Raw genomic sequence first — 26,575 nt, 5'->3', positions numbered from 1 at the left:
AAAAAGCCCCTCGGTTGCTGAAACCGCGGGGCTTTTTCGTTGGGGGATGCGGCAGGCGTATCAGGTGCGCATCGCCTCGGCCGCCATGCCCAGGCCATTGAAGCCGCTGGACACCGAGGGCTCGTAGCCCAGCGCCTCGGAAATGCTGGCGGCGGTATCGACCAGCGCCTTGATCCAGTCGTCCTGCAGGCGTTCGGCCGGCGCCGAGATCGACAGCCCGGCCACCAGCTTGCCGGTGTCATCGAAAATGCCCGCGGCGATGCAACGCACGCCCAGTTCCAGTTCCTCGTTGTCGCGCGCATAGCCATGGCGGCGCACCAGCGCCAGCTCGCGTTCGAGACGCTCCAGGTCGGTCAGGCTATTGCGGGTGTGGCCGGCCAGGCCGGTACGGAGCGCATAGGCGCGCACCTGGCGGGTGTCGGCGGTGGACAGGAACAGCTTGCCGGTGGAGGTCAGGTGCAGCGGCGCCCGGCCGCCAATGGCGCGCACCACCTGCATGCCGGAACGCTCGCTCCAGGCGCGGTCGATATAGACGATCTCGTCGCCCTGCTGCACCGACAGGTTGACGGTCTGCCCCGTCAGCTTGTGCAGCGATCGCATGGCGGCGATGGCCGCCTCGCGCACGTTGAGCCGTCCCTTGACCAGCGAGCCCAGTTCAAGCAAACGCATGCCCAGCTGATACAGGCCGTTGTCCACCCGCTCGACGTAGCGCCCCACCACCAGGTCGTTCAAGATGCGGTGCGCGGTGGAGGCGTGCAGGCCGGTGGTCGCGGACAGTTCCTTGAGCGTGACGGGATCGGGCTGCGCGGCCAGCGCGTCGAGCAGGCGCATGGCGCGCTCGATGACCTGGATGGCGATGGGACTGCCCGAGGCGCCGTCGGTTTCGGCATCCAGGGCGTTGCGAGTGGAGGAAGGGCGGGACATAGGCGGGGAAAGGGCTCGCGCCGCGCCACCGGAAGACCAAACTTGCGGCAACGCAGCAAACAGTTCTTTCCCGTATTGTGAAATTTACGGAGCCATTTGGCAACCGTTTTTTGGCCTGCCTATCGGGGACACTCCCCGATTCGGCCAGCATCTGTCCTCAGGCCGCGGGCGGCGCCAGCTTGCCGCCCAGGCGCAACACTTCGGCTCGCAGAAACGCCAATGCCTCGGCCGCCGCCTCGGGCTCGCCCTTCACGCCCAGGTCGATGTGCGGCGTGCCGCCGGCTTCGCCGACGCTGGGCAGACTGAAGGCGCGCACGCCGGGCCAGCGTGTTTCCACCATCTGCATGGCCGGCGTGATGCGGGATTCCGGCATGCTGAACACCAGGAAGGAATGCTCGGCGTGGCGGCGCGTATGTTGCAACGCACGATAGCGCGTGTCGAGCGTCCATTCCAGCATCGGCCACGCCATCACCGGGAAGCCCGGCACGAAGGTGTGGTCACGGATGAAAAAGCCCGGAATGCGGTTGTAGGGGTTGGGCACGATCTCGCAGCCCTCCGGGAACACGCCCATCTGCAGCCGCTGCTGGTTCTCGGGCGCGCTCATGTCGGCCGTGCCCTGCCCCTTGGCCGCCATTTCGGCGGTGCGCAGCGCGATGGCCTGTTCGGCCTCGGGATGCAGGGCCAGTGGCAGATCGAGCGCGGCGGCGGCGGCCTGGCGGGTATGGTCGTCGGGCGTCCCGCCGATGCCGCCGCACGAGAACACCACATCCCCGGTGGCGAAGCTGCGCCGATAGGCTGCCACCAGGGTATCGCGGTCGTCCGGCAGGAATTCCGCCCAGCCCAACTGCATGCCGCGCGCGCCGAGCAGTTCCACGACCTTGGAAAAGTGTTTGTCCTGCCGGCGGCCCGAAAGGATTTCGTCACCGACGATGATGAGGCCGATGCGGCGGGAGGCGGGTTCTGCTGCCATGTCCGGTTCCAGAGAGTGGCGGTTGAGGGAGGCGGACGACGCCGCGTCAGGCGACGTCGATGGTGCGATCCTGACGCAGCCGTTGCACCGCGTCCAGTCCGTAGTGGGCATAGACCAGCGCCGAAAACACCGGCAGGATGATCCAGGCCGGCGGCAGCAGGTTGAGCAGCGCGCAGATCAACCCGATGATCCAGAAGCCGCCATTGTTGCGTTCGAGGATGAGTTTGCGCTCGGCCGGGCTGGCATGCTCGACGATGGCGTCGACCCGCATCATGCGCGAGAAGGCGAAGGTCCACCAGAAGACCGGCAGCACCAGGGCCATCGGCGGCACCAGCCACAACGGCATGGTGAACAGCCAGCCGAGCACGAACGCGCCCGACACCCATACCGCGTTCCAGACGCTGACGGTGGTGGCCAGCTTGCCCTGCCGGCTGAGGCCGGCGTATTCGCGCTGGCTGACGTGGCGCAGCACCAGCGGCATGACGAACACCGCGGCGATCGCCAGGCCCAGCACGCCCGACAGCGGCAGCAGGATCGACACGGCGACCAGCGGCACCAGATAGAGCTTGAGCGAGAACAGCCCCATCGCCAGCAGCCATTCGTCGGTGCGGTTGATGAAGTCCCAGTGCGAGGCCTGGGCGGCGAGCCAGTCGGTCAGGGGCGTCCAGAACAGCCAGAACAACAGCAGCGCGCCGACCAGCGCGATCAGGAAGGGCAGCAGCAGCGCGAACAGCATGGTCGGGTGGCACTGCGACACCAGCGCGCGCTTGAAGGCCTGTGCTACACCCGCCATGCTGCGGGTGTAGCGGCTGGCGCCGGGCATCTCGGTATCAGGGCGCAGGACAGGCATGGCGGGAACAATGGAAGGTGATCATCCCGGGTATGATAGTCAAACACGCTTTCCCGCGCTCGTATGACATTACTGGTTCCCGGCTCCGATCTCACTGCCCTGCGCGCCCAACTGGCGGCCTCGCCCAAGGCCTGGCTGGTGGCGTGCTTCTGCGCCGCCTGGTGCGACACCTGCGAAGAATACAAACCCAAGCTGCGGGCCCTGTCCAGTACCCTGCCGCACCACGTCTTCGCCTGGATCGACATCGAAGACCACGCCGAACTGCTGGGCGAGGTCGACGTCGAGAACTTCCCCACCCTGCTGGTCCAGGTCGGCGGGCGCGTGGTCTTCTACGGCCCCATGCTGCCCCATATCGGCCATCTCGAGCGGCTGCTGGAAAGCCTGGACGAACACAGCGCGCCGGTCACCGCACCGTTGCCCGACCTGCCACGGCTGCTCGCCGCCTGAATCCGCACATATGAAAAAAGCGCCCTGCCAGGGCGCTTTTCCGTTGGGCGCGCAGCGCGGCCGCGACGCCGGGGCGGCGATCGTCGCCCTACTTGCGGCTGCCACCCAGCAACACGGCAAGCTGGCGCTTGGGCGCGGACGAATTGCCATTCTGGCGCGGCGCCTGTTCCTCGGCCGGCGCCGACGGAGCCGACGGTTCGTAGGGCTTGAGGAAGAAGTCGTCCACCGGCTGGCGCGAAGCGCCGCCGCCCGAGCGGCGCTCGGAAGAGCGGCCGCGTTCACGGCCGCCTTCGCGCGACGACGAACCGCGTTCCTCGCGGCGGCCATGGCTGCGCGCGACCAGTTCGGCCGGCACGTCGAGCGTGCCGCGCGGCACTTCGCGCTTGATCAGCTTCTCGATGTCGAGCAGGAAGCGTTCTTCGTCGGCGGTGAACAGGGCGATGGCTTCGCCCGTGGCGCCGGCGCGGCCGGTACGGCCGATGCGGTGCACGTAGTCTTCGGCGTTGTACGGCAGGTCGTAGTTGATGACGCAAGGCACGCCGGCGACGTCGAGGCCGCGCGCGGCCACGTCGGTGGCCACCAGCACTTCGAGTTCGCCGGCCTTGAAGGCCTCGAGCGCCTTCATGCGGTCGGCCTGGGTCTTGTCGCCGTGGATAGATTCGGCCTTGACGCCGTCGCGCTCGAGTTCGCGCGCCAGGCGCGCCGTGCCGATCTTGGTGTTCGAGAACACGATGACCTGCTTGAGGCCTCGCGACTTCACCAGGTGCACCACCGCGGCGCGCTTCTGGTCGCCGCTCATCTTGTAGGCGATCTGCGTGATGGTGTTGGCCGTGGCATTGCGCGCCGCGACTTCGATTTCCACCGGGTGATTCAGGTAGGAACGGCCCAGCTTGCGGATCTCGTTGCTGAAGGTGGCCGAGAACAGCAGGCCCTGGCGCTGCGCGGGCAGCAGCCGGATGATGCGTTCGAGATCGGGCAGGAAGCCCATGTCCAGCATGCGGTCGGCTTCGTCCAGCACCAGGATGCCGACCTGGCTCAGGTTGACGTTCTTCTGCTCGACGTGGTCGAGCAGGCGGCCGGGCGTGGCCACCAGCACTTCGCAACCACGGCGCAGCGCTTCCTTCTGCGGCCCGATGTCGACGCCGCCGAACACCACGGCGGAACGCAGCGGCGTCTGCTTGCTGTAGCGCTTGACGCTTTCGTAGACCTGGTCGGCCAGCTCGCGCGTCGGCGTCAGGATCAGCGCGCGCACCGGATGGCGCGCGGGCGAAGCGCTGGTATTGGCCAGCGGCATCAGGCGGTGCAGGATCGGCAGCGTGAACGCCGCGGTCTTGCCGGTGCCGGTCTGGGCCGCGCCCATGACATCACGCCCTTCGACCACGACGGGAATGGCTTGCGCCTGGATCGGGGTGGGCGTGGTGTAGCCGGTTTCGGCGATCGATTGCAACAGCAGGGGATGCAGCCCGAAATCGGAAAACGTGGGCGTCGGCGCGGGCGCGGCGGCGGGTGCTGCGGATTGAGTGGATTCAGTCATCAGGGTTTGGCAGATACCGGGACCAGTAAAAAAAGAACAAAACGAGAGTGCTGCGAGCACTGCACTGCATATGCATCAGGACAACCAGAACGCGCGCCACGCTCGCGCGGCCACGTGCGAACCACCGCGAGGCGCAAGCGCATCGCAGGCAATCAGCACCCTGCCTTGCAGGCCAGGTGGCGCATTCTGGTTTCGATACTTATGAGGGCAGTACCAGGCCCGGATTGCTGTGGATAACTTGATTTTAGCGCAGCCGGGCGCCGGGGCGGTCAAGCCAGTGCCGGGGGGCGACTCCTTTGGCCTGGCGAAAGCTCTTGCTGAAATGGCTCAGGTTGGCGAATCCGGTGGCCAACGCAGCGTCGGTGACCCGGTATCCGGCCTCCAGCATGGACGCCGCGGCCTCCAGCCGGACCGACTTCAGGTAGGCGTGGACCGAGCGGCCGGCCACCTGACGAAAGCCCGCTTTGAGCTTTTTCTCGCTCAGGCCGACCTCCCGCGCCAGCCGCGGCACCGTCCATTCCTCGCCATAGCGGACTTCGATCAGACGCCGGGCCTGGGCCAGCTGGCGCCGTTCGCGGGCCGCCACCGGCGGTTCGCCGGCCGCGCCGCTCATGGTTTCCAGCACGATGGCCAGGGCTTCGAGCGCCTTGGCGCGCATGTAGAGGCGACGCGCGGTGGCGTTTTCGTGGCGGCAGTCCAGCACGTCGGCGGCCAGCCGTAACAGGCCCGGCGGGGCCGGGAATCCCGCCATCAGCGAGCCGGCCGTCGGCACGCTGTGATCCAGCACGAACGCACCGCGCAAGGCCGCCAGCGGCCTGCCCCCGGCACGCAGCAGCCCGGCGGGCGAATAACGAATGTCCACCAGACGGACGAGCTGCCCGCCCGACATCTGGAAACGGCCGCGCGCCCCACGTTCGCCCGTCTGCACCACCGCCATGCCGGGACCGGCGCGCAGCGGCACGCCGCCGTCGATCGACATGCAGGCCTGGCCCTCAAGGAAGACCGCAATGCAGAACATGGGCGGCCCTTCGGCGGCGACATCCAGGTCAACGCCCGGCGCCCCGCTCCAGACCGACATGGTCAGGTCTTCGTCGAACGCTTCCAGGCGGGACAGCGCCTCCCAGGCGGCCGGGATGACCGCGGCCGGCAGGAGCGGATGGCCGCAATGGTGCCCGGGTCCGTGGGCGGTTTGCACGCGCGTGCCAGTGGCGAAATCCAAATTTAGACCCCGAATTGAATAGTGGCGGCACCGAAAGCGTTAGTCCGCGCCCGAACAAATAACAATAATTCTCATTAATGATTCTACTGAAAACCCGCTTCGACGACCATGACACTTTCGCTCCCTTTCCGCCACACCGCGCTGACGGCCGCGCTCTGCGCACTGACACTTCCCGCCGTCGCGCAGTCCCAATCCGTCAGCGAGCTCGCTCCCATCACCGTCACCGCCAGCAAACAGGAACAAGCGCTGCGGGATATCAACGGCGCCGCCATCGTGGTGCCGGCCGAAACCCTGCACGCCGCGCAGGTGGACAACACCCTGCAGTTGTCGCGCGTGCTGCCGGGCGTGCAGATGTCGGGCAGCGGATCGTTCCTGTTCCCCGTCATTTCCGTGCGCGGCATTACCTCGGCGCAGGATTTCTACAACCCCGCGCTTACGGTTTATGTGGACGGCGTGCCGCAATTGCCCACGTTCGCCTCCCAATTGCTGACCGATGTCGATCGCGTGGAACTGCTCAAAGGCCCGCAGGGCACGCTGTACGGCAAAAGCGCCATGGGCGGCGTGCTCAATATCGTGTCGCGACAGCCGGACGACACGCCTTATTTCCGCGCGACCGCGGGTGTCGCCAGCCGCGATGGCTACCTGTTCAAGGCCAGCGGCGGCGGGCCGCTGGTCGACAACCTGCTGTATGGCTCGGTGGCCGCCGCGGTCAACGACGCCCCCGGCCGGCTCGACAGCCCGGTCACCGGCGCCAGCCATATCGGCGGCACCTCGGCCAACGCGGGAACGGCGCGCCTGCGGCTGGCGCCAGCCGGCAGCCCCTGGGAAATGGGACTGGCCGTCAGCGGCGAATGCACCCGCGGCAGCCAGGATGTCTACGTGCCCTTCGATGCCCCTGGCAGCGGACAAGCGGCGATTTCCCCGGACATGCCCGCAACGCTGGCCGATCCCTACCAGAAGCGCTGCAGCGCAAGCCAGGCACTGACGGGCCGCTACGATCTCGATGGCTGGCGGCTCGATGCGGTGGCCGCCTGGCAACGCCTGCACTACGACCGCCACTTCTCGCTCGGCTCGACCTATACCAGCCAACCCGAGCGCTGGCGCCAGCAGGTGCAGGAGCTGCGCCTGTCCACCACCGGCACGCGTGCGGTCGACGGCGTCCTGGGCCTGTACCGCCAGCGGGTCACGCAGTCGCGTTCCGCGCTCAGCCAGATGCAGATGCCCGGGATGCAGCTCGACGCGTTCTCGGCCGGTTCCCGCAACACCAGCGAGTCAACCGCCTTCTACGGCGACGCCACCTGGCATGCCACCCGCGCGCTCGACCTGTCGGCCGGCCTGCGCTATTCCCGCGACAAGGCGTCCACCCGATACGACGGCTCGACGCTCAATGGCACGACCTACGGTCAGGCCCCCTTCGGCGGCGCGGGCACGGCCTCCGGCAACACGGTGCTCGGCAAGCTGTCCGCCGGCTACCGCCTGTCGCCCGAATGGCGCGCATACGTCAACGCGGCGCAAGCTTACAAGCCCGGCGGCTACAACCTGGCCCCGTCCAACCCCGCCGATGCGCGCCCCTTCGGCAAGGAACGTGGCGTGAGCTACGAAGCCGGCGCGCGCTTTGACGGCGATGCGTTGCGCGCAGGCGCCGCCCTTTACCGCACCGACATCCGCGACGCGCAGCTCTATGTCAGCGACCAGATCGGCTATCAGCACATCGAGAACGTCGGCAACACGCGCTCCACCGGGGTCGAATTCGACCTGAGCTGGGACGTGACCTCGCAATGGACGCTGGGGCTGGATGGCTTTCTCAACCACACCACGTTCCGCAGCTTCAACAGCAGCGCCGTCTGCCCCGGCTGCGATGGCAACCGCGTGCCGTTTTCGCCGGGCTATGGCCTGAACGCCAGCGCCCGCGGCCATTTCGACCCGGGTGTCGGGCGGCTCTCGCCGGCCCTGATCGTGCGCCGGGTCGGCGCGCAGTTCTTCGACATCGGCAACAGCCTGCGCCAGGACGCCTACACACTGGTCGATCTCAGCCTGGCGTGGCGCATTCGGCCACAGGTCGAGGCCACGCTGTACGTCAACAACCTGACCGACCGGCGCTACCGCACCTACGCCTTCGGCGGTGGCGCGCGCGGCAGCTACGCGCAGGTCGATCCCGGCCGCACGGTGGGCCTGAACGTCGCCTTCGAATACTGACCCGGGACCCAACGCGATGCCGAACGCCTCCCTGGCGCGCCTGCCCACCGCGCGGGTCATCGCCGCCATTGGCGGCATCTGCATGGTCCAGAGCCTGGTCAGCGGCATTGCCTTCCAGGGCGTGCCGACGCTGCTGCGCGACAGCGGCACGCCGCTGGACCAGGTTGGCCTGGCCTACCTGGCCTTCCTGCCCTGGTCCCTGAAATTCCTGTGGGCGCCCTGGATCGAGCGCTATCGGCTGCCCCACGGGCAGGCGGGGCGCCGCACCCGCCGCATCGTGCTGCCTGGCCAGTGGCTGCTGGCCGCCCTGCTGTTCCTGCTGGCGGTCCTGGGGCAACCGACGCTGCCCGCGCTGCTGGCCGTGCTCGGCCTGATCTCGCTTACCGCGGCCACCGTCGATATTGCCGGCGACGCCTTCGCGGTCGAGCAATTGGCGGCGCGCCGGCGCGGCTGGGGCAATGCCACCCAGGTCGGCTCCAGCTACGTGGGCATGTTCCTCGGGGCCGGCCTGTTCGTGGTGCTGGCGGGCAGCCATGGCTGGCGCGTGGCGGCCGCCGCCATGGGCCTGCTGGTCCTGTTGTTGACCCTGCCGTTCGCCGGCTTGCGCGAACCGGCCCGCGCGACCGACACGCCACCGCATCGGCCCAGCCTGCCGCACGCGCTGGGTCGGTCCGGCGTGCGGCTGGGCCTGCTCATCACCGTGGTGTTCCAGATCGGTTCGCGGCTCGGCGCCGGCATGACCTCGCCGCTGTTGCTGGACCGCGGCGTGCCGCTGGCCTCGGTGGGCTGGATCAACGGCGCTGGCGCGGTCGTCGCGGGCCTGGCGGGCACATTGCTGGGGGCGCTGGCGCTGCAACGCTGGCGCGCGCCGCGCGCGGTGGTCGCGGCCATGGCCCTGCAGGCGGCCGCGCTGATCCTGTTCGTGGCCGGCGTCGCCGCGCCCGGCCTGGGACTGCCGGCCGCCAGCCCCGGCTGGCTGGTGGCGCTGACGTTGTTCAAGGCAGCCACCGCCGCCACGGGTTTCGTCACGCTGTACGCCTTTCTCATGGGCCTGGCGTCGCCGGCCCAAGCCGGCGTCGATTTCACGCTGTTCCAGTGCGCCGATGCGCTGGTCGCCATGGTTGGCGGCGTGGCCGCCGGTTGGCTGGCGCAGCACCTGGGCTACGGCGCCTGCTTCGGCATCGCCGCCGCACTGGGCGCGGCCGGCCTGCCTGTCCTTTCCGTCCTGATGCGGCGCGCCGCGCCGCTTTCGTCTTCTGGAGAATGAACATGTCTGAACGCACCGTGGTCATCGCGGGCGCCGGCGTCGCCGGACTGGCCTGCGCCTGGTGGCTGGCCCGGCAGGGCTGGCGCGCCGTGATCGCCGAACGCGCGCCGCACCTGCGTGACGGCGGCTACATGATGGGCCTGTCCGGCCCCGGCCTGCTGACCGCCCGCCGCATGGAGCTGGTGCCCGCCCTGCGCGCCGTGGAGCGCGAAATCGGCGAGAACGTCTACCGCGACCGCCGGGGCCGCGAAGTCATGCGGATCCGCTATCGCGAGCTGCTGCGGGAACTGGACTGGATCACCCTGCGGCGCACCGATCTCGTCCAGGTACTGCACGCCGCGGTGCGAGACCGCGCCGAAATCCGGCTGGCCACCACCGTGGCGGACTGTAGCCAGGATGCCCACGGCGTGGACGTGACGCTGTCGGATGGGTCCCAATTGCGCGCGGATCTGCTGATCGGCGCCGATGGCGTGCGCTCGGCGTTGCGCGCCCGGGTCTTCGGCGCCAGCACGGCGGTGCCATCGCCGCTGGGCTACCGATATGCCGCCTATGACGTCGACGACGACACCGGCATGGCGAGCGACTTCGTGTCCTATGCCACGCCGGGCCATCAGGTCGAATACCATGGGCTGGGCGGCGGCCGCAAAGCGGCCCTGCACGTCTGGCGCAGCCATGAGGCCGGATGGGTCGAGGCGCCGCGGCGGCTGGGCCTGCTGCGGGAACTGGCGCGCACGACTCACGCGGAAGTGGGACGGCAGCTGGACACACTGCCCGCCGACGCGCCGATCGTCATGGATGACCTGGCGCTGATCGAGATGCCGCGCTGGCACCAGGGCCGCATCCTGCTGGCCGGCGACGCCGCACATAGCCTGTCCCTGATTTCTGGCCAGGGAGCGGGGATGGCGCTGGCCAGCGCCTACGTGCTGGCCCAGGAACTGGCGTGCGCGCCCCTGCCGGAGGCCCTGGCCGCTCATGAGCGGCGGCTACGGCCGGTAATCGACAGCCTGCAGCAGCGCAGCCGCAGGCTTGCGCCCGTCTACGTGCCCGCCTCGGCATTCGCCTTCGGCCTGCGCAACACGGCCCTGCGGTTACTGCCCAGGTTGATCCTGAAGCGATACTTCCTCAGCGGGCTGAAATCCGAAATGGAGGCTGCCGCCGCGCTTGGCTGAGCGGCCTCAGCCCGCCAGCCAGCGCAGCCCCCACAGCACCAGCATGCCGACCACGATGACCAGCACGGCGCTGCGGGTGCGCAGGAACACCAGGATGGCGATGATGCCTGCCACCAGCTTGTAGTCGAAGATGGGGCCCAGCCCGGCCTTCCAGGGCAGCAGGTCGGGCACCACGATGGCGGTGAGCGCGGCGGCCGGCGCGTAGCGCAGGGCCCGGCGCACGCCATCGGGCAGCGGGATGTAGTCGCCGAACAGCATGAAGCCGGCGCGCGTCAGCACGCTGCACAGCGCCAGCAGCAAAATCGCAGAATAGACGTAGATTTCCGAAGGCCAGAGAGTCATGCCCGCGCCTTGAAGAAGCGTTCGGCCCACATGCCCGCCACCACGCCGGCAATGACCGCGGCCGCCAGGCCCAGGCGCAGCGGCAACACCTGGCCGGTCCAGGCGACCACGCCCGCGGCCAGCATCGACACCAGCATGGGCTTGGAATTGGCCAGCGGCACGGTGATGGCCAGCAACGCCAACACCGCCGCGAAATCCAGCGACCACGCGGCCGGCACCATGGTGCCCAGGTAGATCCCGACGATCGACGAGGTCTGCCACACGAACCAGCCCGGGGCGATGGTGCCGATGAAATACCAGAGCTGTTCACGGGTGCCGCGCTCGGCCGCATCGCCGAAACGCGGCATGAACAGCACGAAGCCCATGTCGGTGGTGAAATAGCCCAGTCCCAGCCGCTTGGGCCACGACAGGTGGCGGAAATAGGGTTGCAATGCCGCGCCGAAGATCAGGAAGCGCAGGTTGACCACGCAGCCGGCGGCGAAGATCAGCCACAGGGGCGCGCCGGTGGCGATCAGGGGCAGCGAAGTGAGCTGGGCCGAACCGGCGTACAGCAGCAGCGTCATGGCCAGGGCCATGGATTCGGTAAGGCCGGACTTGACCATGGCCACGCCGGTCACCAGCCCCCACGTGGCGGTGGCGATGAGCGCGGGCACGATGGCATGCACGCCGGCACGGAAAGCGGCGACACGCTCCTGGCGGACCGCCCGTGGGTCTTCGGTTTCGGGAAACGCGGACTCAGAGGACAACGGCAAGCCCCTGGGGAATCGGACAGGACGACATGGAAACTCTGTGGGAAGGAAACTCACGACAACCTGCTCGCCCGCCGGGGCCGCGGGCGCCGCAAGGCACCGCGCCGGTGCGCGAATAGGCCGCTATTGTAACCTCGCCGCTTGATACAATACGGCCCTCGGGTTTAGAGAGGGAGACAGGCCATGTCGATGGCTGACCGCGATGGCTTCATCTGGTATGACGGCAAGCTCGTGCCCTGGCGCGACGCGACCACGCACGTCCTGACCCACTCCCTGCACTATGGCCTGTCGGTATTCGAGGGCGTGCGCGCCTACCGTTCCGAGATCGGCACGGCGATTTTCCGTCTCGAAGACCACACCAACCGCCTGTTCAACTCGGCGCACATCTACCAGATCCCCATGCCGTTCGATCGCGACACGATCAACGAGGCGCAGCGGACGGTGGTGCGCGAGAACCAGCTCGAATCCTGCTACCTGCGGCCGCTGGTGTTCTACGGTCCTGAAAAGATGGGCGTGTCGCCCAAGGGCGCCAAGGTGCACGTGGCGATCGCCGCCTGGCCCTGGGGCGCCTATCTGGGCGAGGAAGCCCTGTCGCAGGGCATCCGGGTCAAGGTCTCGTCGTTCGCGCGCCAGCACGTCAACGTGACGATGCCGCGCGCCAAGGTCGCCACCACCTACGCCAACTCGATCCTGGCCAACACCGAGGCCCTGCAGGACGGCTACGACGAGGCCCTGTTGCTGGACACCGAAGGCTTCGTGGCCGAGGGCTCCGGCGAGAACCTGTTCCTGGTCAAGGACGGCGTGCTGTGCGAACCCGAGATCGCCTCGGCCCTGACCGGCATCACCCGTTCCACCATCCATGCGCTGGCCGCCGATTTCGGCCTGCGCGTGGTGACCAAGCGCCTGACGCGCGACGACGTCTACATTGCCGATGAAGCCTTCTTCACGGGCACCGCCGCCGAAGTGACGCCGATCCGCGAGGTCGACAACCGCCAGATCGGCTCGGGCCGGCGCGGCCCCATCACCGAGAAGCTGCAGAAAGCCTTTTTTGACATGGTGAATGGCCGCAACCCGAAGTACCATCACTGGCTGAGCAAAGTCTGATTCGCGCCGTCCTGCCTGGCGGGACGGCATTACTGCCCCAACCTACCGTCCTACCGGTATTTTTTATTCAGGAAATTCCATGACCGCCGCTGCCCCGGCCGCCGCCCCCCACGAAGTCATCGAAGTCGGCGCCGAAGACCTGCCTGTGTTCTGTCCGGGTCCCAAGGCCCCGCTGTGGAGCATGCACCCGCGCGTCTTCCTGGACGTCGCCCACACCGGCTCGGCGCGCTGCGCCTATTGCGGCGCCGAGTACAAGCTCAAGCCCGGCACCGTGCTGCACGGCCACCACTGAGAATCGCCGCTCAACAGCCATCCGTCCCGCCATCATGTTCGCCACGCCCGAAGAAGCAGAGCACGCGTTCTACGAAGCCCTTGAGCAGGGGGACGCCGTCCGCCTGATGCAAGTGTGGGCGGACGACGAGGAAGTCGTCTGCATCCATCCGGGAGGCCTGCGCATCGTCGGCCACTCGGCCGTGCACGAATCCTGGCAACACGTGCTGGCGAACGGCCCGCTGCACATCCGGCCGCTGCGCCCGCTGGTCATGCTGAGCATGATGTGCGCGGTGCACGTGCTGGTCGAGCAGGTGGCGGTGCGCACGCGGGAAGGCACGCAGTTCGCCAACTGCTACGCCACCAACATCTATCACAAGGGCCCCACGGGCTGGCGCATGGTCATGCACCACGCCTCCTCGGCGCCCACCGAAGCCGGGGTGCTCGACTTGCACGACGTGCCCGACATGCTGCACTGATCGGGTCGATTTTGGCTGCTGCTCGTTTCGATACCACGCCCTGCCCCGTTCCCTCCTGGCTCCCCGGAGGCGATGCCCAGACGGTCTACGCCGCGCTATTCGCGCAATACCACCGCATCGCTTTCGTGCGCGACCGGGTCGAGACGCCCGACACCGACTTCGTCGACTTCGACTGGACCGGGCCGGGGCTGTTTCCGCACAAGGCCGCCGACGGCGCGCCCGTCAGCGGGCAGCAACCCGTGGCCAACGGCAAGACCGCGGCCGCGCGCTGGATGACCGAGGCCGACTGGAAATCCTTGCCGCAGACGGCCGACACGCCGGCGCTGCTGCTGTTCCACGGCCTGGAGGGCGGCAGCAACAGCCGCTATGCGCAATCCATCGCGCACCACTTCCGGGCGCGCGGCTGGATCGTGGTCATCGCGCACTTCCGCGGCTGCTCGGGCGTGCCAAACCGCCTGGCGCGGGCCTATTATTCGGGCGATTCGGCCGAAGTCGGCTTCCTGCTGAACACGGTGCGCAACCGCATCCCGCACGCGCGCTGGCACGCCGTGGGCGTGTCGCTGGGCGGCAATGCGCTGCTGAAATACCTGGGCGAACACCAGGAGGACACCGGCTGGCTGACCGCCTGCGCGGGCGTCTCGGTGCCGCTGGACCTGGTGGCCTGCGGCAAGACCCTGTCGACCGGATTCTTCAACCGCAAGGTCTACACCAACCACTTCCTCAAGACCCTCAAGCACAAGGTGCTGGAGAAAGCCCATCGCTACCCCGGGGCCATCGACGTGATGCGCATCGCCCACGCGCGCGACCTGCGCGACTTCGACGATGCCTACACCGCGCCCATGCACGGCTTTCGCAATGCCCTCGATTACTGGACGCGCGCCTCCAGCAAGCCCTGGCTGCCGCGCATCTCGGTGCCGACGCTGGTGCTGAACGCGCTGAACGACCCCTTCATTCCCGCCAGCGCGCTGCCCAAGCCCGACGAATGCTCGTCCAGCATCCTGCTGCACCAGCCCACCGATGGCGGCCACGCGGGCTTTCCGACCGGCGCCTTTCCCGCCCACCTGGGCTGGCTGCCGCAGCGCCTGGGCCGCTTTTTCGAAACCGGGCTGTAAACGGCCTCCGTCGGGCGGCTCCCCACGGCGCATCCGGCGAGCGTCAGCCTGACTTGAAGCGCTCCAGCAGCTGGCGCTCTTCGGCCAGCTTGTCCTTGACTTCCTTGATCTGCACGTCGATCTGCGATTGCTCGTAGAAGTCGCTGGACATGCCGCGTGCCTGCTGCAGTTGCGATTCCGCCGCGGCGAAGGCGCCTGTCATCACGTAGTAGCGCGCCAGGTCGCGCCGTGCCTGCACCGGCTTGCCGGTGCGTTCCTCGCTCTGCGCCAGCATCTGGTAGAGGCTGGGCTCATCCGAGCCCCATTGCTTGATCTTGGCGCGCAGGTAGTCCTGCGCTTCGGCGTGGCGGCCGTTGGCCTGCAGGGCCGTGGCGTAGGCGATGCCCAGGGCCCGCTGCTCGGGCCAGCGGCGGGTGGCGGCCTGGGCCAGGTCCTGCGCGCGCCGGTTGTCCTTGCGGGCCAGCGCGATGTCGACGGCAAGCCTGGCCATCTGCGGCGAATCGCGGCCATCGGCCTGGGCCTGCGCGAGCTGGCGCTCGGCCTCGTCCAGGCTGTTGCGCTGGAAGGCCTGCAAGGCCAGTCCGTAGTAGGCCGCCGAGCGGCGCACGCCGGACAGGGCCTGGGCCTCGTCCTGCAGCTGCTGGCCGGCCGTGCGCAGGCTGACCGCGTCACGGCCCTGCACCACGCGCATCTTGGCGCGGATGTACCAGAAGTCATCGCTGTCGACATGGCGCGATACGGGCAGCGATCGCACGCGGTTCTGCACGTCGGACATCCGCTCGATCGACAGCGGGTGGGTGCTGGCCCAGGAACCGCCGCCCGCCCCTTCGTTCAGGCGCGAGGCGTTCATCAGGCGCGAGAACATCTGCGCCATGCCCTGGGCATCGTAGCCGGCCTTGGTCAGCATGGTGAAACCGGCCCGGTCGGCCTCGCGTTCGGCGTCGCGCGAGAAGCCGAGCTGGCGGTTGATGGCGGCGGCCTGGCCGAACGCGGCCACGCCCATCGCCAGGTTGCCGCCGCCGCCGGCCAGGGCCGCCAGCAGCGCGCCCGCCAGGCTCGCCAGCATGACCATGCTGTTCTGGCTCTGCTGCGTCATGCCGCGCGCGATATGGCGCTGCACCACGTGGCCGATTTCGTGCGCCAGCACCGCCGCCAGTTCCGATTCGCTGCCCGAGGAGACGATCAGCCCGGTGTTCACGCCGATGAAGCCGCCCGGCATGGCGAAGGCGTTGATCTCGGGATCGCGCACGCCGAACATCTCGACGTCGGGCACCGCCCCGGGCGAGAACGCCGCCAGCTTGCGCCCCATGGTGGTCAGGTACTGGCTGAGTTCGGGATCGTCGACATAGGTCGGATCGCGGCGCCCCTGCGACATGATGGCTTCGCCGAGGCTGCGCTCCAGCGCGGGCGAGAGATCCGCGGAGGATGCGGCACCCATCGAGGGTAACCCCACCGGCTGGGCCCAGGCCGTCGCCGGCAGGGCCGGCATGGCCAGCGCGGCACAGATTCCGAAGATCGCGCCCCGCTGCGCAATCGAGCAAATGGATGGCATTTTCCTGCGGTTCATGAGCCTATGATAGCGATGCGCTTAAAATGTTTCATCGATACCCCCAACGAGGTTTCAATGCGTCCCGTCCGTAAAGCCGTTTTCCCCGTCGCCGGCATGGGCACGCGCTTCCTGCCCGCCACCAAGGCGATGCCCAAGGAAATGCTGCCCGTCGTCGACAAGCCGTTGATCCAGTACGCCGTCGAAGAAGCCGTGGCCGCCGGCATCACCGACCTGATTTTCGTTACCGGTCGCAACAAGCGGGCCATCGAAGACCATTTCGACTCCGCTCCCGAACTCGAATCCGACCTCGAAAGCAAGGGCAAGCACGAGCTTCTCGCCATGGTGCGGGGCATTCTACCCGCCCACGTCAATTGCCTCTATATCCGTCAATCGGCGCCGCTGGGGCTGGGCCATGCCGTGCTGTCGGCCGCGCCGGCCGTGGGCGACGAGCCGTTCGCCGTGCTGCTGGCCGATGACCTGATCGACGCCGACACGCCGGCCATGAAGCAGCTGGTCGATATCGCCATGGCCCAGAACGCCAGCGTGCTGGGGGTGCAGGACGTGCCGCGCGAAGACACGCGCAAGTACGGCATCGTCGCCACCCGTGATGGCGAAGGCGATGGCCGCACCGAACGCGTCACCCACATCGTTGAAAAGCCCGATCCCGACGCCGCCCCCTCGACCCTCGCGGTGGTGGGACGCTACGTGCTGGAAGCCGCCATCTTCGATCACCTGCGTTCAACCAAGATGGGCGCCGGCAATGAGATCCAGCTGACCGACGGCATCGCCTCGATGATGCGCGAACGCGCTGTCTATGCGCACCGCTACGACGGCACGCGCTACGACTGCGGCAACAAGGCCGGGATGTTCCAGGCCACCGTGGCGCTGGGCAGGAAGTACCACGGCCTGCTGCCGGAATGACGACGAGGCGGCCGCACGGGCCGCCTGATCACTCGCTTGCGTGGGCGCGGCCAATCGGCCGCGCATGACGCGCCCGCGCCAGGGCGTCGCGATCGGCCTTGCGCAGGCGGCCCTTGGCCGACAAACGCATCAGCGTCCCCAGGGCCACCATCAACCCGATCACCTCGACCAGCGCCGCGGGAATCCACATGGTCAGGCCGCCGATGGTCTGGTCGGTCTGCGCCGACATGGCGATGGCCCGGCCGCACAGCTCGAACAAGGGATAGATATCGCTTTCGGTGAAGGCGATGACGGCGCCCGCCACCATCTGCGGCAACATGGTCAGGATCGGCGAAATCACCCGGCCGCCCGGGGTCATCGCGGCCGGCGGGGCGGGCCGGCGGTCCAGGATCAGGTTCCAGTACATGAAGCCGCTGATCACCACCGACCAGTTCATCAGGCGGTAGAGCCGCCAGTCGAGCATCGAATAGAACTGCACCGACGGGATCAGCCAGACCAGCACCAGGAACACGAACAGCGTCGGCACGAAGATCTTGTTGGTCAGCACCGCCACGGTCAGGCGGCCGGCGCCGGTGCGCAGGAAGTCACGCAGCCGGATGCGCCAGGCCATCGGCAGGCCGGCGCGCATGACCTGCCCGGGAAATGCCGCCATCACCAGCAACGGCCCCAGGTGGTGCAGCACCAGATGCTGGATGCGGTGGATGAAGAACATGCGTTCGGCGTAGTAGTCCAGGCGGGTGTGCATGGACAGGTACAGCAGCACCATGCCCGTCCAGAACAGCACGCGGCGCGCGCCCGTGACGTGATGCGCGCGCTGGCCGCGCACGAACAGCACGATGGCCACCAGGAAGGAGGCCACCAGCGTGGGAGAGAACTCCCAGGGTATGAGCCATTCGAGACTGTCCATGCGGGTCATCCGGAAAATGCCGACGGGGGCGTGGCGGGTTCGGGCCGGAACACGCAGCCGGGTCGATTGTAGTAGACCCGGCCGCCCCCGTACGGCTCAGAACCGGTGCGAAATGCCCGTACCGAAGCGCGAGGTGTGGGAATGGCCAGGGTCGAACTGGTTGTCCAGGGTGTAATTGGATGCGTAGCCGGCGAACGCGTAGAGCGTGGTGCGCGGCGACAGGTCATACGTATACCCCAATGTCACCAATTGCGCATTGCGCGCTGTCGAACCGTCATCCCATTTCCAGTCGGGCCGCGCCAGCGACCACTGCGCCACCACGGCGCCGTGGCCCACGGGCACGCTGGCGCCCAGCAGCCAGGCGTTGACGCTGCCGCCGCGCGCAAAGGCCGCCGGCCCCAGGTTCTGCCCCAGGCCGTCCGGATCGCCACCATCCAGCCCGACATAGCCATTGCGCTGGCGCGACCAGGCGACCGACACCTTGACGACTTCGAAATCGTAGGACGCCCCGAGCTGCACCGCCCGCGGCCGCCCCGCCTGGCCCGCCGGCGGCTCGGCCAGGCGCAACTGGTCCCAAGTGGCGACCGCCAGCAAGGGACCGTCCTCGTACTTCAGGCCCAGGCTCAGCGCGCGGTTGTTGGCCGCGGTCTTGAAGCGGTCGCGGCCGTCGGCGTCGAAGGAATAGCCGATGCCCGCCTGCAAGCCCTGCCAGGTGGGCGTGTAATAGTTGACCAGGTTGCTGAACTGGTAGTTGTCGGAGGCCTTGAAGGTGGCGCCCATGCCCATTTCCTTCCATGACGCCAGCTCCAGCGCGTTGCCGTAGGTCTTGCCGACCGTGTACTGGCGCCCCAGGCGCAGGTCGCCATAGTTATCATGGGCCAGCCCCACCCAGGCGCCGTAGTTGAACAGGCGGTCGTCGTCGGCGCGCTTGCCGGTGGACGGATCGAAACCGCTTTCGAGCTGGAAACGGCTGCTCCAGCCGTCGCCCAGGTCCTCGGAACCGCGCAGCCCCCACAGGGAGTCGGTCAGGCCGCCGTTGAGCAGGCCGTTGTGCGTGCCCTGGCCGGAGGTATGGGTGGTGGCCACGCCCGCGTCGACCACGCCGTAAAGCGCTACGCCCGACGCCCCGCCGGCCGCACAGGTGGCCAACGGCCAACTGGCCGCGCCCGCCACCAGGGTGGTGGCAACAGTCGAGATTTTCATGCACATCTCCTGAACCCGGCGGCGGGCCCTCCGCCGCCGGACATATCGAATTGACTATTGCCAGCCGTAGCGACGCACCCAGATACCCTTGAGCATTTGGGTCAATACGCAGTAGCTCAGCAGGATCCCGGCCAGCCAGGGGAAATAGCTCCACGGCAGCGCCTGCAGCTGGAAGTAGCCGGCCAGGGGCGAGAACGGCAGGAACAGCCCCAGCCCGACCACCATCACCGTCATCGCCATCAGCGGCCAGGCGGCGCGGCTCTGCAGGAACGGAATCTTGCGTGTGCGGATCATATGCACGATGAGCGTCTGCGACAACAGGCCTTCGACGAACCAGCCGGACTGGAACAGGGTCTGGTGCTCGGGGGCGTTGGCCTGGAACACGTACCACATGAGCGCGTAGGTGGCGATGTCGAAGATGGAGCTGATCGGGCCGAAGAACACCATGAAGCGCCCGAGTCCGGCCGGGTCCCACTGCTGCGGCTTCTTGAGCAATTCCTCGTCGACATTGTCGAAGGGAATCGCGGTCTGCGAGATGTCGTACATCAGGTTCTGCAGCAGCAGGTGGATCGGCAACATCGGCAGGAACGGCAGGAAGGCGCTGGCCACCAGCACCGAGAAGACGTTGCCGAAATTGGAGCTGGCGGTCATCTTCAGGTACTTGAGCATGTTGCAGAAGGTCTTGCGGCCTTCGATCACGCCATCCTCCAGCACCATCAGGCTCTTTTCCAGCAGGATGATGTCGGCGGCCTCCTTGGAGATATCGACCGCCGAGTCCACCGAGATGCCCACATCCGCGGCGCGCAGGGCCGGCGCGTCGTTGATGCCGTCGCCCACGAAGCCGACGGTGTTGCCCTGGGCGCGCAGCATGCGCACGATGCGCTCCTTGTGCGCCGGGGTCAGGCGGGCGAACACATTGGCCTCGCGCACCGCCGCGGCCAGCCTGGCGTCGTCCATGGCCTCGATCTCGGCGCCCAGGTACACCTTGCGGACTTCGAACCCGACTTCGCGGCACACCTTCTGGGTCACCAGTTCAACGTCCCCGGTCAGGACCTTGACCTCGATCCCGGAATCGCGCAGCGCGGCCAGGGCCGGGCCAGTGGATTCCTTGGGAGGGTCGAGGAAGGCGATGTATCCGACCAGCACCAGGTCGGCCTCGTCCGCCACGCCATAGGCCTGCTGGGTGGGTGGCAGCTCGCGCACGCCCACCGCGATCACGCGCAAGCCGTCGCGGTTCAGTTCGGCCGTCACGCGACGGATATCGGCGCGCCGCGCATCGGTCAGCAGATGCACCTCGCTGCCGACCCGCAGGCGGGTGCAGACGGACAGCATTTCCTCCAGCGCGCCCTTGCAGATCAGTTCATGGTGCTCACGCCCGTTTTCGGTTTCGCTGACCACCACCGACATGCGGCGGCGCGAAAAATCGAACGGAATCTCGTCGATCTTGCGGTAGCGGGCGGCCAGGTCCAGCTTGCGTTCGACCTCGGCGTGGCGCAGCACGGCCACGTCGAGCAGGTTCTTCAGGCCGGTCTGGTAGTAACTGTTGAGATAGGCGTAGGCCAGCACGTCGTCGCTGGTGGCGCCGTACACATCGGTGTGGCGCTCGAGCGCGATGCGGTCCTGCGTCAGCGTGCCGGTCTTGTCGGTGCACAGCACGTTCATCGCGCCCAGGTTCTGGATCGCGTCGAGCCGCTTGACCACGACCTTGCGCCGGGACATCCTGACCGCGCCCTTGGCCAGCGTGGCGGTGACGATCATCGGCAGCATCTCCGGCGTCAGGCCGACGGCGATGGCCAGCGCGAACAGCAGCGCCTCGAGCCAGTCGCCCTTGGTGAAGCCATTGATCAGCAGCACGATCGGCGCCATCACCAGCATGAAGCGGATCAGCACCCAGCTCACCCGGTTGATGCCCTGCTGGAACTGCGTCGGCACGCGCGAAGCCTGGGTCACGCGCCCGGCCAGTTGGCCGAAGTAGGTGCCGGAGCCGGTCGCCACCACCAGCGCGCTGCCGGAGCCGCTGACCACGTTGGTTCCCATGAAGGCCATGTTCTCCAACTCCAGGGCGTTGCCCGTCGCGGTGCGTTGCACTGCGTACTTTTCCACCGGCAGCGACTCGCCGGTCAGGGCTGCCTGGGCCACGAACAGGTCCTTGGCGCCCAGGATGCGGCAATCGGCCGGGATCATATCGCCGGCGGAAAGCAGCACCACATCGCCGGGCACCAGTTCCGCCAGCGGCACCTCGATCTGGCGCGAACCGCAGGCGTGCAGCGTGGCGCCGAAGAAACGGCGGGCATCGCCCTCGGCCATGCCCGCGGGGTCGCTGCGCAGCACGGTGGCGGTGTTCTGCACCATCGCCTTGAGCGCTTCCGCGGCGCGGTTGGAACGGCGTTCCTGCACGAAACGCAGCAGCGTCGAAATCGCCACCATCGAGCCGATGATGATGACGCCCTTCCACGACTGGTCGTCGGGCTCGGCCATGTACACGTCCGTGACCCAGGACAGCGAAGCCAGGCCGGTCAGCAGCAGGTTGAAGGGATTGCGGAACGATTGCCAGAGATGGGCATACCAGGTCAGCGGCTTTTCGTGGTCGACCTCATTGGCGCCGTAGCGCGCGCGGGCCTCTTCGGCCTGGACCTGGGAAAGGCCGCCGCGGCCGCTGCGGAACAGGGCGAACAGCGCATCGAAATCCTGTTGCGCCACATCCAGCATGCGGCGGTTGGCGCGGCGCGCTGCATCGGAAGTGTCGGCCGCGGCCTGCCCGCCGCCCTGCTCCAGCATGGGCGAACGCCGGAAGTGCCGGCCAGAGCGCCGCAGCCCGGCCGCGGACGAGAAAAAAGTCTTGAGGAATTTGAACATCGTAGTGTTCCCGTTATTGGTGTTGTTATGGAAGACACGGACGACAGGCGCCAGGCGCCGCGCGCGGGCAGCACGGGGCCGCGACCCGGGCGGGTCGTGGTCGCCCCGTACGGGCGTGCGCAGGCACCGGAGCGATGTTGCCGGTGTCCGGATCGCGTCGAGGCGCGCCGGGTGCGTGAAAGCGGAACGGGAAACTAGCGGGAGAACCGGGGCCGGCGGCAGTGGCGCGCGAGGAGCGGGCCTGGCCGGAGGTTCGGGGCTGCGGATTCCGTACTAGACCGGGTGACTATCCGGCCAGTCGGCTCGCAAGGGAGAAGACGGGTCAGACAGGCATGCCGGCGCCGCGCACGTGGCGCAATCGAGGCTCGGGGTCTAAGGCACTGGGCATGGTCTCTCCTGGGGGTGACGGGCGGCTTCAGGCCGCCAGCGGTTGCGCGCCGAAATGCACGTGGCGCACGGCGGGATTGGCGCTGAGCCGACGGGCTTGCGACATCAGTTCGCCACGCAGTTCGGGCGGGCAATTGACGGTGATGCAGGCCGAAGCCAGGCCGGGGTCGCGCCCCTGGTCGATCTGCACTTGCGACACATCGAGCCCGGCGGCGCTGAAGTCCAGGCAGATCTGCTTGCGCAGGGCGCCCAGTTCATCGCGCGGGCAGATGACCGTCAGGCGCGACGTGCCGCGGCGGCGGCCCATGGCGGTGGCACGATCGACGCCGGCGCGGCGCAGGAACAAGTCGAAGAAACGCATAGCGACCTCCATTGCGTAATGGGAGCGGCTTTCGCGCATACGCGCGCACGCGAGGCACACGGCGCCAGGCGAACGGGCACGGAAAGACGTGCGCGCGCGTTGACGCTGCGACTAGCGGCGGTTCTGGCGGTTTATGTTGGGAAGAATCCCCGCAAGCCGTGGGCTTGCGCTGCTGCCCGGCACGAGACCCGGGGCGGGGGATACAACCGCAACCTGTTCAACAGGTTGCGGCAGACGGAGTTCTGCGTGGACCTGTCAAACAGCGGCGTCGATGCAAGATCGACTACTTTCGCCGGAATCGGTATTCACGAAGACTGCTCCTGGGATGGATAACGGGCAGAATTTTACGCGGGTTTCCACTGATGGACAAGGTTTGCCGGCATAAAAATTGCTTTTGCGCGCAAAAAAAGGCGCGAGGCCGCGGTGCCTCGCGCCCTTGCCCGGTCACGCGTAGAAATGCCAGCCCAGATAGGCCGCGAACAGGGCATAGAAGCCGCCCACCGCCGACAAGGCCGGCACGCTCATGCCGGCGCGACGGAAACGCAGCCACAGCAGGCTGATGGACAGCATGGTGAACAGGCCGGCGGCCAGCAGCGGGCCATCGAGCAGCCAGGGCGTCAGGAAGATGCCGAGCGCGCTGGGAATGGTGGCCTGGATCATCATGGCGCCCGAGATGTTGGCCAGCGCCAGGCGTTCCTTGCCCTGGCGCACCCAGATCAGCGCGTTCATGATTTCCGGCAGTTCGGTGGCCACGGGCGCCAGCAGCAGCGCGGCCACGTGCGGCGAGGCGCCCATGGCGATGCCCAGCAGTTCGATCTGGTTGACGAACACGTGCGAGGCGCCGGCAATCACGACCAGGGCCAGCAGCGTCTGGGTCGCGGCCCAGAACATCGACGGATTGTCGTCGCGCGGGCGCAGCTTGAGCGGTTCCAGGTCCTCGCAATCGATGCAGTCCTCGTCGTTGCTCAGTTCGCGCTTGATGTACAGGCCGTAGGTGGCCAGGAACAGGATGCCGAGCCAGGGTTTCCAGGCGAAGGCCAGCAGGCCCAGGCCGACCTTGAAGACGAAGATGCCCATGAACCAGGCCTGGTCGCGGGCCAGCCGGCGCTGGTCCGCGTTGATACAGTTGGCTTGCGCGGGCTGGCCGCGGCGCGCGCGCCACAAGGCCAGGCCGACCACGGCATAGGCCAGCGTCGCCAGCACCAGCGGGCCGCCCATGGCCGCGCCGACGCCGATGTCCTTCTGTTCGGGCGTGTCGCCGAACACCACGGCCATGAAGGTCACGGCGCTTTCCGGCAAGGCGGTGCCGAAGGCGGCCAGCACCGTGCCGGTCGCGGTGGCGCCGAGCTGGAAGCGATGTCCGACCCATTCAACGCCATTGACGAAGAATTCGCAGGCGAGATAGATGACTGCCGCGGACAGGAAAAACAGGAACAGGGTGAGCAACATATAGGCGAGCCGGACGAGCAGAAACCAATTGGCGCGACGCAGCGGCTCGCCCGGCCAGGGTGAACGCTACGCGGCCAAAGGTCTCGCCTGGCTGATCCATGCGCGGGCGGACCGCGGCATGGAGACCGTTAGCGCCATGGAGTCCTGGAAACCGCGGTGCGGCACCGAACCACCAAGTCTGTTGACGCTAACTCCTTTGGGGACAAAGGATGGCTACTCCCCAATGACAGAGCCGCGATTGTAGCAGTCCGCCGGTGACAGTCCAGTGAATCCGCACGCCGCGCGCGGGAATGGCGCCGGACTGTCGCATCGGCGGCACGACGGGTAAAGTAAGTGGCACCACAGCTTCCCGCCGGGCCTTGCGCCCCTTTGCCCATGAGCCTGCCTCCCACCGATATCGCCCCCTTCGCCGCCCGCCGCCAGCGCTTGATGGACCGGATGCGCGCCGATGGCGGCGGCATCGCGATCCTGGCCACCGCGCCCGAAGCGATCCGCAACCGCGACGCCGAATACCCGTACCGGCACGACAGCGACTTTTTCTACCTGACCGGCTTCACCGAGCCCGGCGCCTGGCTGGTGCTGATCGCCGGCGCCACCGACCGCGCCCTGCTGTTCTGCCGCCCGCGCCACATCGAACACGAGATCTGGGAAGGCCGGCGTTTCGGCCCGGAAGCCGCGGCCGAGCATTTCGGCTTCGACGACGCGCACGCGCTGGACGCCCTGGACGAACTGGTGCCGCAGTTGCTGCAGGACCAGCCGACCCTGTATGCGCCGCTGGCGGGCGACAAGCGCGGCGACGGCCGCCTGCACCGCTGGCTGGCGGCCGCGCGCGAAGCCAGCCGCGGCGGCCACCAGCCGCCCGCGCGCCAGCAGGACATCCGGCCAATCCTGGCCGAGATGCGGCTGGTCAAGGACGCCAGCGAAATCGCCGCGATGCGGCGGGCCGCCAAGATCTCCGCCGGCGCCCATGCGCGCGCCATGCGGGCCACGCGCGCCGGCATGCGCGAATACGAACTGGAAGCGGAACTGCTGTACGAGTTCCGCCGGCATGGCGCTCAGGCGGTGGCCTACAACAGCATCGTGGCGGCCGGCGCCAATGCCTGCGTGCTGCACTACCCCGCCGGCGAAGCGGTGCTGCGCGACGGCGACCTGGTGCTGATCGACGCCGGCTGCGAGGTCGACAGCTATGCCAGCGACATCACCCGCACCTTTCCGGTCAACGGCCGCTACAGCGGCCCGCAGCGCGCCCTGTACGATCTGACGGTGGCGGCCCAGGAAGCGGCGGCGCAGGCCACCGCGCCCGGCCGCGGCTGGAACGACGGCCACGAAGCCGCCGTCCGCGTGCTGGCGCAGGGCATGCTGGACCTGAAACTGCTCAAGGGTTCGCTGGACGGGGTGATCGAGTCGGGCGACTACAGCCGCTTCTACATGCACCGCACCGGCCATTGGCTGGGGCTGGACGTGCACGACGTGGGCGACTACCGCCAACCGGGCGCGGCGCCCGGCGCCGAACGCCCGTGGCGCACGCTGGAGACCGGCATGATGCTGACGATCGAGCCCGGCATCTATGTGCGCCCGGCCGACGACGTGCCCGAGGCCTACTGGAATATCGGCATCCGCACCGAGGACGACGCGCTGGTGACGGACGAAGGCTGCGAGCTGATCACGCGCGGCGTGCCGGTGCAGGCTGGCGAGATCGAGGCGCTGATGCGCGAATGATGGCGCGGGCGGGCGCCGCGCCAGGCCCGCCCGCGGGGGGCCGGGGGGATCTGCCCACTACGGGGGACCTGCCTACAGGTGTCTACAGGGTCAGGCCGTCCAGCCAGCCCATCGCCACCCAGACGTAGACCACCACCATCGCGATGGCGAACATGGACACGGTGGCGCCGACCAGGCAGGCCAGGATGGCGACCAGCACCGGCCCCCAGCCGGTCTTGCGGGATGGCGGCAGCCCGGGGTTGTAGAGGCGGTCGAACTTCTCGTCGGACATCAGCGAGAACACCGCGCTCTCGATGAAACCGTCGATCATGGGAATGAACAGCAGGAAGAAGGCCGGGTTGTCGTACCAGACCGGGAAATAGCGGAACGCACAGAACAGGCTGAGCAGCGCCAGCACGGTCACCAGCCAGGCATGGCGCCGGCCCAGGTACCACCAGTGCGCCCCGAGCCAGCCGAACAGGCAGGCCAGCAGGCCGACGGCGACCTTGCCGCGCGGACGGCGCGGGATTGCGGCGGACAGCGAAGATGAAGCCTGGAGCTGCGTCATGTCAATCAACCTGTGCAGGGGGCGCGCACGCCAAGCCGCGCCGG

24 protein-coding genes and 1 riboswitch are annotated in these 26,575 nt (G+C 68.0%); of the genes, 10 read left to right on the top strand and 14 right to left on the bottom strand.

Annotated elements, in window-relative coordinates:
• Positions 1–60: 60 nt before the first annotated feature.
• From AT699_RS05140 to AT699_RS05130, 3 genes are all read right to left on the bottom strand, one after another.
• Positions 61–924, bottom strand: a complete 864-nt coding sequence (locus tag AT699_RS05140; RefSeq protein ID WP_006389020.1) for an IclR family transcriptional regulator — start codon at positions 922–924, stop codon at positions 61–63.
• A gap of 157 nt (positions 925–1,081) precedes the next feature.
• Positions 1,082–1,894 carry a competence/damage-inducible protein A gene (locus AT699_RS05135; RefSeq protein WP_020924969.1) on the bottom strand — a complete coding sequence of 271 codons (813 nt, stop codon included), beginning with the start codon at positions 1,892–1,894 and terminating at the stop codon, positions 1,082–1,084.
• A 46-nt stretch (positions 1,895–1,940) separates the two neighbouring features.
• The gene (locus tag AT699_RS05130; RefSeq protein ID WP_026382629.1) at positions 1,941–2,744 is read right to left on the bottom strand and encodes an EI24 domain-containing protein; all 804 of its coding nucleotides are present in this window, start codon (positions 2,742–2,744) and stop codon (positions 1,941–1,943) included.
• 63 nt (positions 2,745–2,807) lie between these two features.
• Between AT699_RS05130 and AT699_RS05125 the strand changes: the two genes are divergently transcribed.
• On the top strand, positions 2,808–3,191 hold the full coding sequence (locus tag AT699_RS05125; protein ID WP_006389017.1) for a thioredoxin family protein: 384 nt from the start codon (positions 2,808–2,810) through the stop codon (positions 3,189–3,191).
• A gap of 88 nt (positions 3,192–3,279) precedes the next feature.
• Here the strand turns inward: AT699_RS05125 and AT699_RS05120 are convergent, their stop codons facing one another.
• Together AT699_RS05120 and AT699_RS05115 are read right to left on the bottom strand one after the other, a co-directional pair.
• Entirely contained in the window at positions 3,280–4,725 is a 1,446-nt protein-coding gene (locus AT699_RS05120; protein ID WP_006389016.1) for a DEAD/DEAH box helicase, read from the bottom strand.
• A gap of 244 nt (positions 4,726–4,969) precedes the next feature.
• Positions 4,970–5,920 (bottom strand): helix-turn-helix transcriptional regulator, encoded by a 951-nt coding sequence (locus AT699_RS05115; RefSeq protein ID WP_024067875.1) that lies wholly within the window; start codon positions 5,918–5,920, stop codon positions 4,970–4,972.
• Between the two features lie 132 nt (positions 5,921–6,052).
• On the opposite strand from AT699_RS05115, the gene AT699_RS05110 reads away from it, so the two are divergent.
• From AT699_RS05110 to AT699_RS05100, 3 genes are read left to right on the top strand one after another with little or no spacing between them, the layout of a single operon-like run.
• Complete coding sequence (locus AT699_RS05110) at positions 6,053–8,140, top strand: TonB-dependent receptor (RefSeq protein WP_024067874.1); 2,088 nt, start codon at positions 6,053–6,055, stop codon at positions 8,138–8,140.
• A 16-nt stretch (positions 8,141–8,156) separates the two neighbouring features.
• Positions 8,157–9,407, top strand: a complete 1,251-nt coding sequence (locus AT699_RS05105; RefSeq protein ID WP_024067873.1) for an MFS transporter — start codon at positions 8,157–8,159, stop codon at positions 9,405–9,407.
• Between the two features lie 2 nt (positions 9,408–9,409).
• Positions 9,410–10,576: an FAD-dependent oxidoreductase gene (locus tag AT699_RS05100; protein ID WP_053497658.1), complete on the top strand. Its 1,167-nt coding sequence runs from the start codon at positions 9,410–9,412 to the stop codon at positions 10,574–10,576.
• Between the two features lie 6 nt (positions 10,577–10,582).
• Here the strand turns inward: AT699_RS05100 and AT699_RS05095 are convergent, their stop codons facing one another.
• Together AT699_RS05095 and AT699_RS05090 are read right to left on the bottom strand one after the other, a co-directional pair.
• Entirely contained in the window at positions 10,583–10,918 is a 336-nt protein-coding gene (locus AT699_RS05095) for an AzlD domain-containing protein (RefSeq protein ID WP_006389010.1), read from the bottom strand.
• On the bottom strand, positions 10,915–11,664 hold the full coding sequence (locus tag AT699_RS05090) for an AzlC family ABC transporter permease (RefSeq protein WP_006389009.1): 750 nt from the start codon (positions 11,662–11,664) through the stop codon (positions 10,915–10,917). The genes AT699_RS05095 and AT699_RS05090 overlap by 4 nt, the downstream gene beginning before the upstream one ends.
• Positions 11,665–11,850: 186 nt before the next feature.
• Here AT699_RS05090 and AT699_RS05085 point away from each other — a divergent pair, with 186 nt between their 5' ends.
• The 4 genes from AT699_RS05085 to AT699_RS05070 all read left to right on the top strand — a co-directional run bounded on the left by AT699_RS05085 (position 11,851) and on the right by AT699_RS05070 (position 14,632).
• Positions 11,851–12,771 carry a branched-chain amino acid transaminase gene (locus AT699_RS05085; protein WP_006389008.1) on the top strand — a complete coding sequence of 307 codons (921 nt, stop codon included), beginning with the start codon at positions 11,851–11,853 and terminating at the stop codon, positions 12,769–12,771.
• A gap of 79 nt (positions 12,772–12,850) precedes the next feature.
• Positions 12,851–13,063, top strand: coding sequence for a zinc-finger domain-containing protein (locus AT699_RS05080; protein ID WP_006389007.1), 213 nt, complete (start codon positions 12,851–12,853; stop codon positions 13,061–13,063).
• A gap of 34 nt (positions 13,064–13,097) precedes the next feature.
• Complete coding sequence (locus AT699_RS05075) at positions 13,098–13,520, top strand: YybH family protein (RefSeq protein ID WP_006389006.1); 423 nt, start codon at positions 13,098–13,100, stop codon at positions 13,518–13,520.
• A gap of 11 nt (positions 13,521–13,531) precedes the next feature.
• Positions 13,532–14,632 carry a YheT family hydrolase gene (locus AT699_RS05070; protein WP_006389005.1) on the top strand — a complete coding sequence of 367 codons (1,101 nt, stop codon included), beginning with the start codon at positions 13,532–13,534 and terminating at the stop codon, positions 14,630–14,632.
• Positions 14,633–14,675: 43 nt separating this feature from the next.
• Here AT699_RS05070 and AT699_RS05065 read toward each other — a convergent pair whose 3' ends face one another.
• Positions 14,676–16,184, bottom strand: a complete 1,509-nt coding sequence (locus tag AT699_RS05065) for a M48 family metalloprotease (RefSeq protein WP_372587092.1) — start codon at positions 16,182–16,184, stop codon at positions 14,676–14,678.
• Between the two features lie 72 nt (positions 16,185–16,256).
• Here AT699_RS05065 and galU point away from each other — a divergent pair, with 72 nt between their 5' ends.
• Entirely contained in the window at positions 16,257–17,102 is an 846-nt protein-coding gene (gene galU / locus AT699_RS05060; RefSeq protein ID WP_024067870.1) for a UTP--glucose-1-phosphate uridylyltransferase GalU, read from the top strand.
• Positions 17,103–17,130: 28 nt separating this feature from the next.
• Here galU and AT699_RS05055 read toward each other — a convergent pair whose 3' ends face one another.
• The 5 genes from AT699_RS05055 to AT699_RS05035 form a co-directional block, all read right to left on the bottom strand.
• Positions 17,131–18,018, bottom strand: coding sequence for a cytochrome c oxidase assembly protein (locus AT699_RS05055; protein ID WP_102949892.1), 888 nt, complete (start codon positions 18,016–18,018; stop codon positions 17,131–17,133).
• An 87-nt stretch (positions 18,019–18,105) separates the two neighbouring features.
• On the bottom strand, positions 18,106–19,212 hold the full coding sequence (locus AT699_RS05050) for a porin (protein WP_024067868.1): 1,107 nt from the start codon (positions 19,210–19,212) through the stop codon (positions 18,106–18,108).
• Between the two features lie 54 nt (positions 19,213–19,266).
• Complete coding sequence (gene mgtA / locus AT699_RS05045; RefSeq protein ID WP_024067867.1) at positions 19,267–22,068, bottom strand: magnesium-translocating P-type ATPase; 2,802 nt, start codon at positions 22,066–22,068, stop codon at positions 19,267–19,269.
• A 415-nt stretch (positions 22,069–22,483) separates the two neighbouring features.
• Positions 22,484–22,816: a hypothetical protein gene (locus AT699_RS05040; protein WP_006388999.1), complete on the bottom strand. Its 333-nt coding sequence runs from the start codon at positions 22,814–22,816 to the stop codon at positions 22,484–22,486.
• Positions 22,817–23,260: 444 nt separating this feature from the next.
• Positions 23,261–24,265 (bottom strand): sodium:calcium antiporter, encoded by a 1,005-nt coding sequence (locus tag AT699_RS05035; protein ID WP_006388998.1) that lies wholly within the window; start codon positions 24,263–24,265, stop codon positions 23,261–23,263.
• Positions 24,266–24,343: 78 nt separating this feature from the next.
• Positions 24,344–24,506, bottom strand: a riboswitch (yybP-ykoY riboswitch).
• A 134-nt stretch (positions 24,507–24,640) separates the two neighbouring features.
• Here AT699_RS05035 and AT699_RS05030 point away from each other — a divergent pair.
• Complete coding sequence (locus AT699_RS05030) at positions 24,641–25,984, top strand: aminopeptidase P N-terminal domain-containing protein (protein WP_020924982.1); 1,344 nt, start codon at positions 24,641–24,643, stop codon at positions 25,982–25,984.
• Positions 25,985–26,066: 82 nt separating this feature from the next.
• On the opposite strand, the gene AT699_RS05025 is transcribed toward AT699_RS05030, so the two are convergent.
• The gene (locus AT699_RS05025; protein ID WP_024067865.1) at positions 26,067–26,531 is read right to left on the bottom strand and encodes a TM2 domain-containing protein; all 465 of its coding nucleotides are present in this window, start codon (positions 26,529–26,531) and stop codon (positions 26,067–26,069) included.
• Between the last annotated feature and the right edge of the window lie 44 nt (positions 26,532–26,575).

Source organism: Achromobacter xylosoxidans (assembly GCF_001457475.1).
Taxonomy (GTDB): Bacteria; Pseudomonadota; Gammaproteobacteria; order Burkholderiales; family Burkholderiaceae_B; genus Achromobacter; species Achromobacter xylosoxidans.
The sequence above is the reverse complement of the archived record's forward strand: the minus strand, read 5'-3'. Positions and strand labels throughout refer to the sequence as shown.

Coding starts and splice junctions, on each gene's coding strand:
- AT699_RS05080 (WP_006389007.1), top strand. CDS start 12,851: ATGACCGCCGCTGCCCCGGCCGCCGCCCCCCACGAAGTCATCGAAGTC.
- AT699_RS05100 (WP_053497658.1), top strand. CDS start 9,410: ATGTCTGAACGCACCGTGGTCATCGCGGGCGCCGGCGTCGCCGGACTG.
- AT699_RS05065 (WP_372587092.1), bottom strand. CDS start 16,184: ATGCCATCCATTTGCTCGATTGCGCAGCGGGGCGCGATCTTCGGAATC.
- AT699_RS05105 (WP_024067873.1), top strand. CDS start 8,157: ATGCCGAACGCCTCCCTGGCGCGCCTGCCCACCGCGCGGGTCATCGCC.
- AT699_RS05055 (WP_102949892.1), bottom strand. CDS start 18,018: ATGACCCGCATGGACAGTCTCGAATGGCTCATACCCTGGGAGTTCTCT.
- AT699_RS05120 (WP_006389016.1), bottom strand. CDS start 4,725: ATGACTGAATCCACTCAATCCGCAGCACCCGCCGCCGCGCCCGCGCCG.
- AT699_RS05085 (WP_006389008.1), top strand. CDS start 11,851: ATGTCGATGGCTGACCGCGATGGCTTCATCTGGTATGACGGCAAGCTC.
- AT699_RS05025 (WP_024067865.1), bottom strand. CDS start 26,531: ATGACGCAGCTCCAGGCTTCATCTTCGCTGTCCGCCGCAATCCCGCGC.
- AT699_RS05130 (WP_026382629.1), bottom strand. CDS start 2,744: ATGCCTGTCCTGCGCCCTGATACCGAGATGCCCGGCGCCAGCCGCTAC.
- galU (WP_024067870.1), top strand. CDS start 16,257: ATGCGTCCCGTCCGTAAAGCCGTTTTCCCCGTCGCCGGCATGGGCACG.
- AT699_RS05125 (WP_006389017.1), top strand. CDS start 2,808: ATGACATTACTGGTTCCCGGCTCCGATCTCACTGCCCTGCGCGCCCAA.
- AT699_RS05040 (WP_006388999.1), bottom strand. CDS start 22,816: ATGCGTTTCTTCGACTTGTTCCTGCGCCGCGCCGGCGTCGATCGTGCC.
- AT699_RS05135 (WP_020924969.1), bottom strand. CDS start 1,894: ATGGCAGCAGAACCCGCCTCCCGCCGCATCGGCCTCATCATCGTCGGT.
- mgtA (WP_024067867.1), bottom strand. CDS start 22,068: ATGTTCAAATTCCTCAAGACTTTTTTCTCGTCCGCGGCCGGGCTGCGG.
- AT699_RS05110 (WP_024067874.1), top strand. CDS start 6,053: ATGACACTTTCGCTCCCTTTCCGCCACACCGCGCTGACGGCCGCGCTC.
- AT699_RS05035 (WP_006388998.1), bottom strand. CDS start 24,265: ATGTTGCTCACCCTGTTCCTGTTTTTCCTGTCCGCGGCAGTCATCTAT.
- AT699_RS05075 (WP_006389006.1), top strand. CDS start 13,098: ATGTTCGCCACGCCCGAAGAAGCAGAGCACGCGTTCTACGAAGCCCTT.
- AT699_RS05140 (WP_006389020.1), bottom strand. CDS start 924: ATGTCCCGCCCTTCCTCCACTCGCAACGCCCTGGATGCCGAAACCGAC.
- AT699_RS05050 (WP_024067868.1), bottom strand. CDS start 19,212: ATGAAAATCTCGACTGTTGCCACCACCCTGGTGGCGGGCGCGGCCAGT.
- AT699_RS05030 (WP_020924982.1), top strand. CDS start 24,641: ATGAGCCTGCCTCCCACCGATATCGCCCCCTTCGCCGCCCGCCGCCAG.
- AT699_RS05095 (WP_006389010.1), bottom strand. CDS start 10,918: ATGACTCTCTGGCCTTCGGAAATCTACGTCTATTCTGCGATTTTGCTG.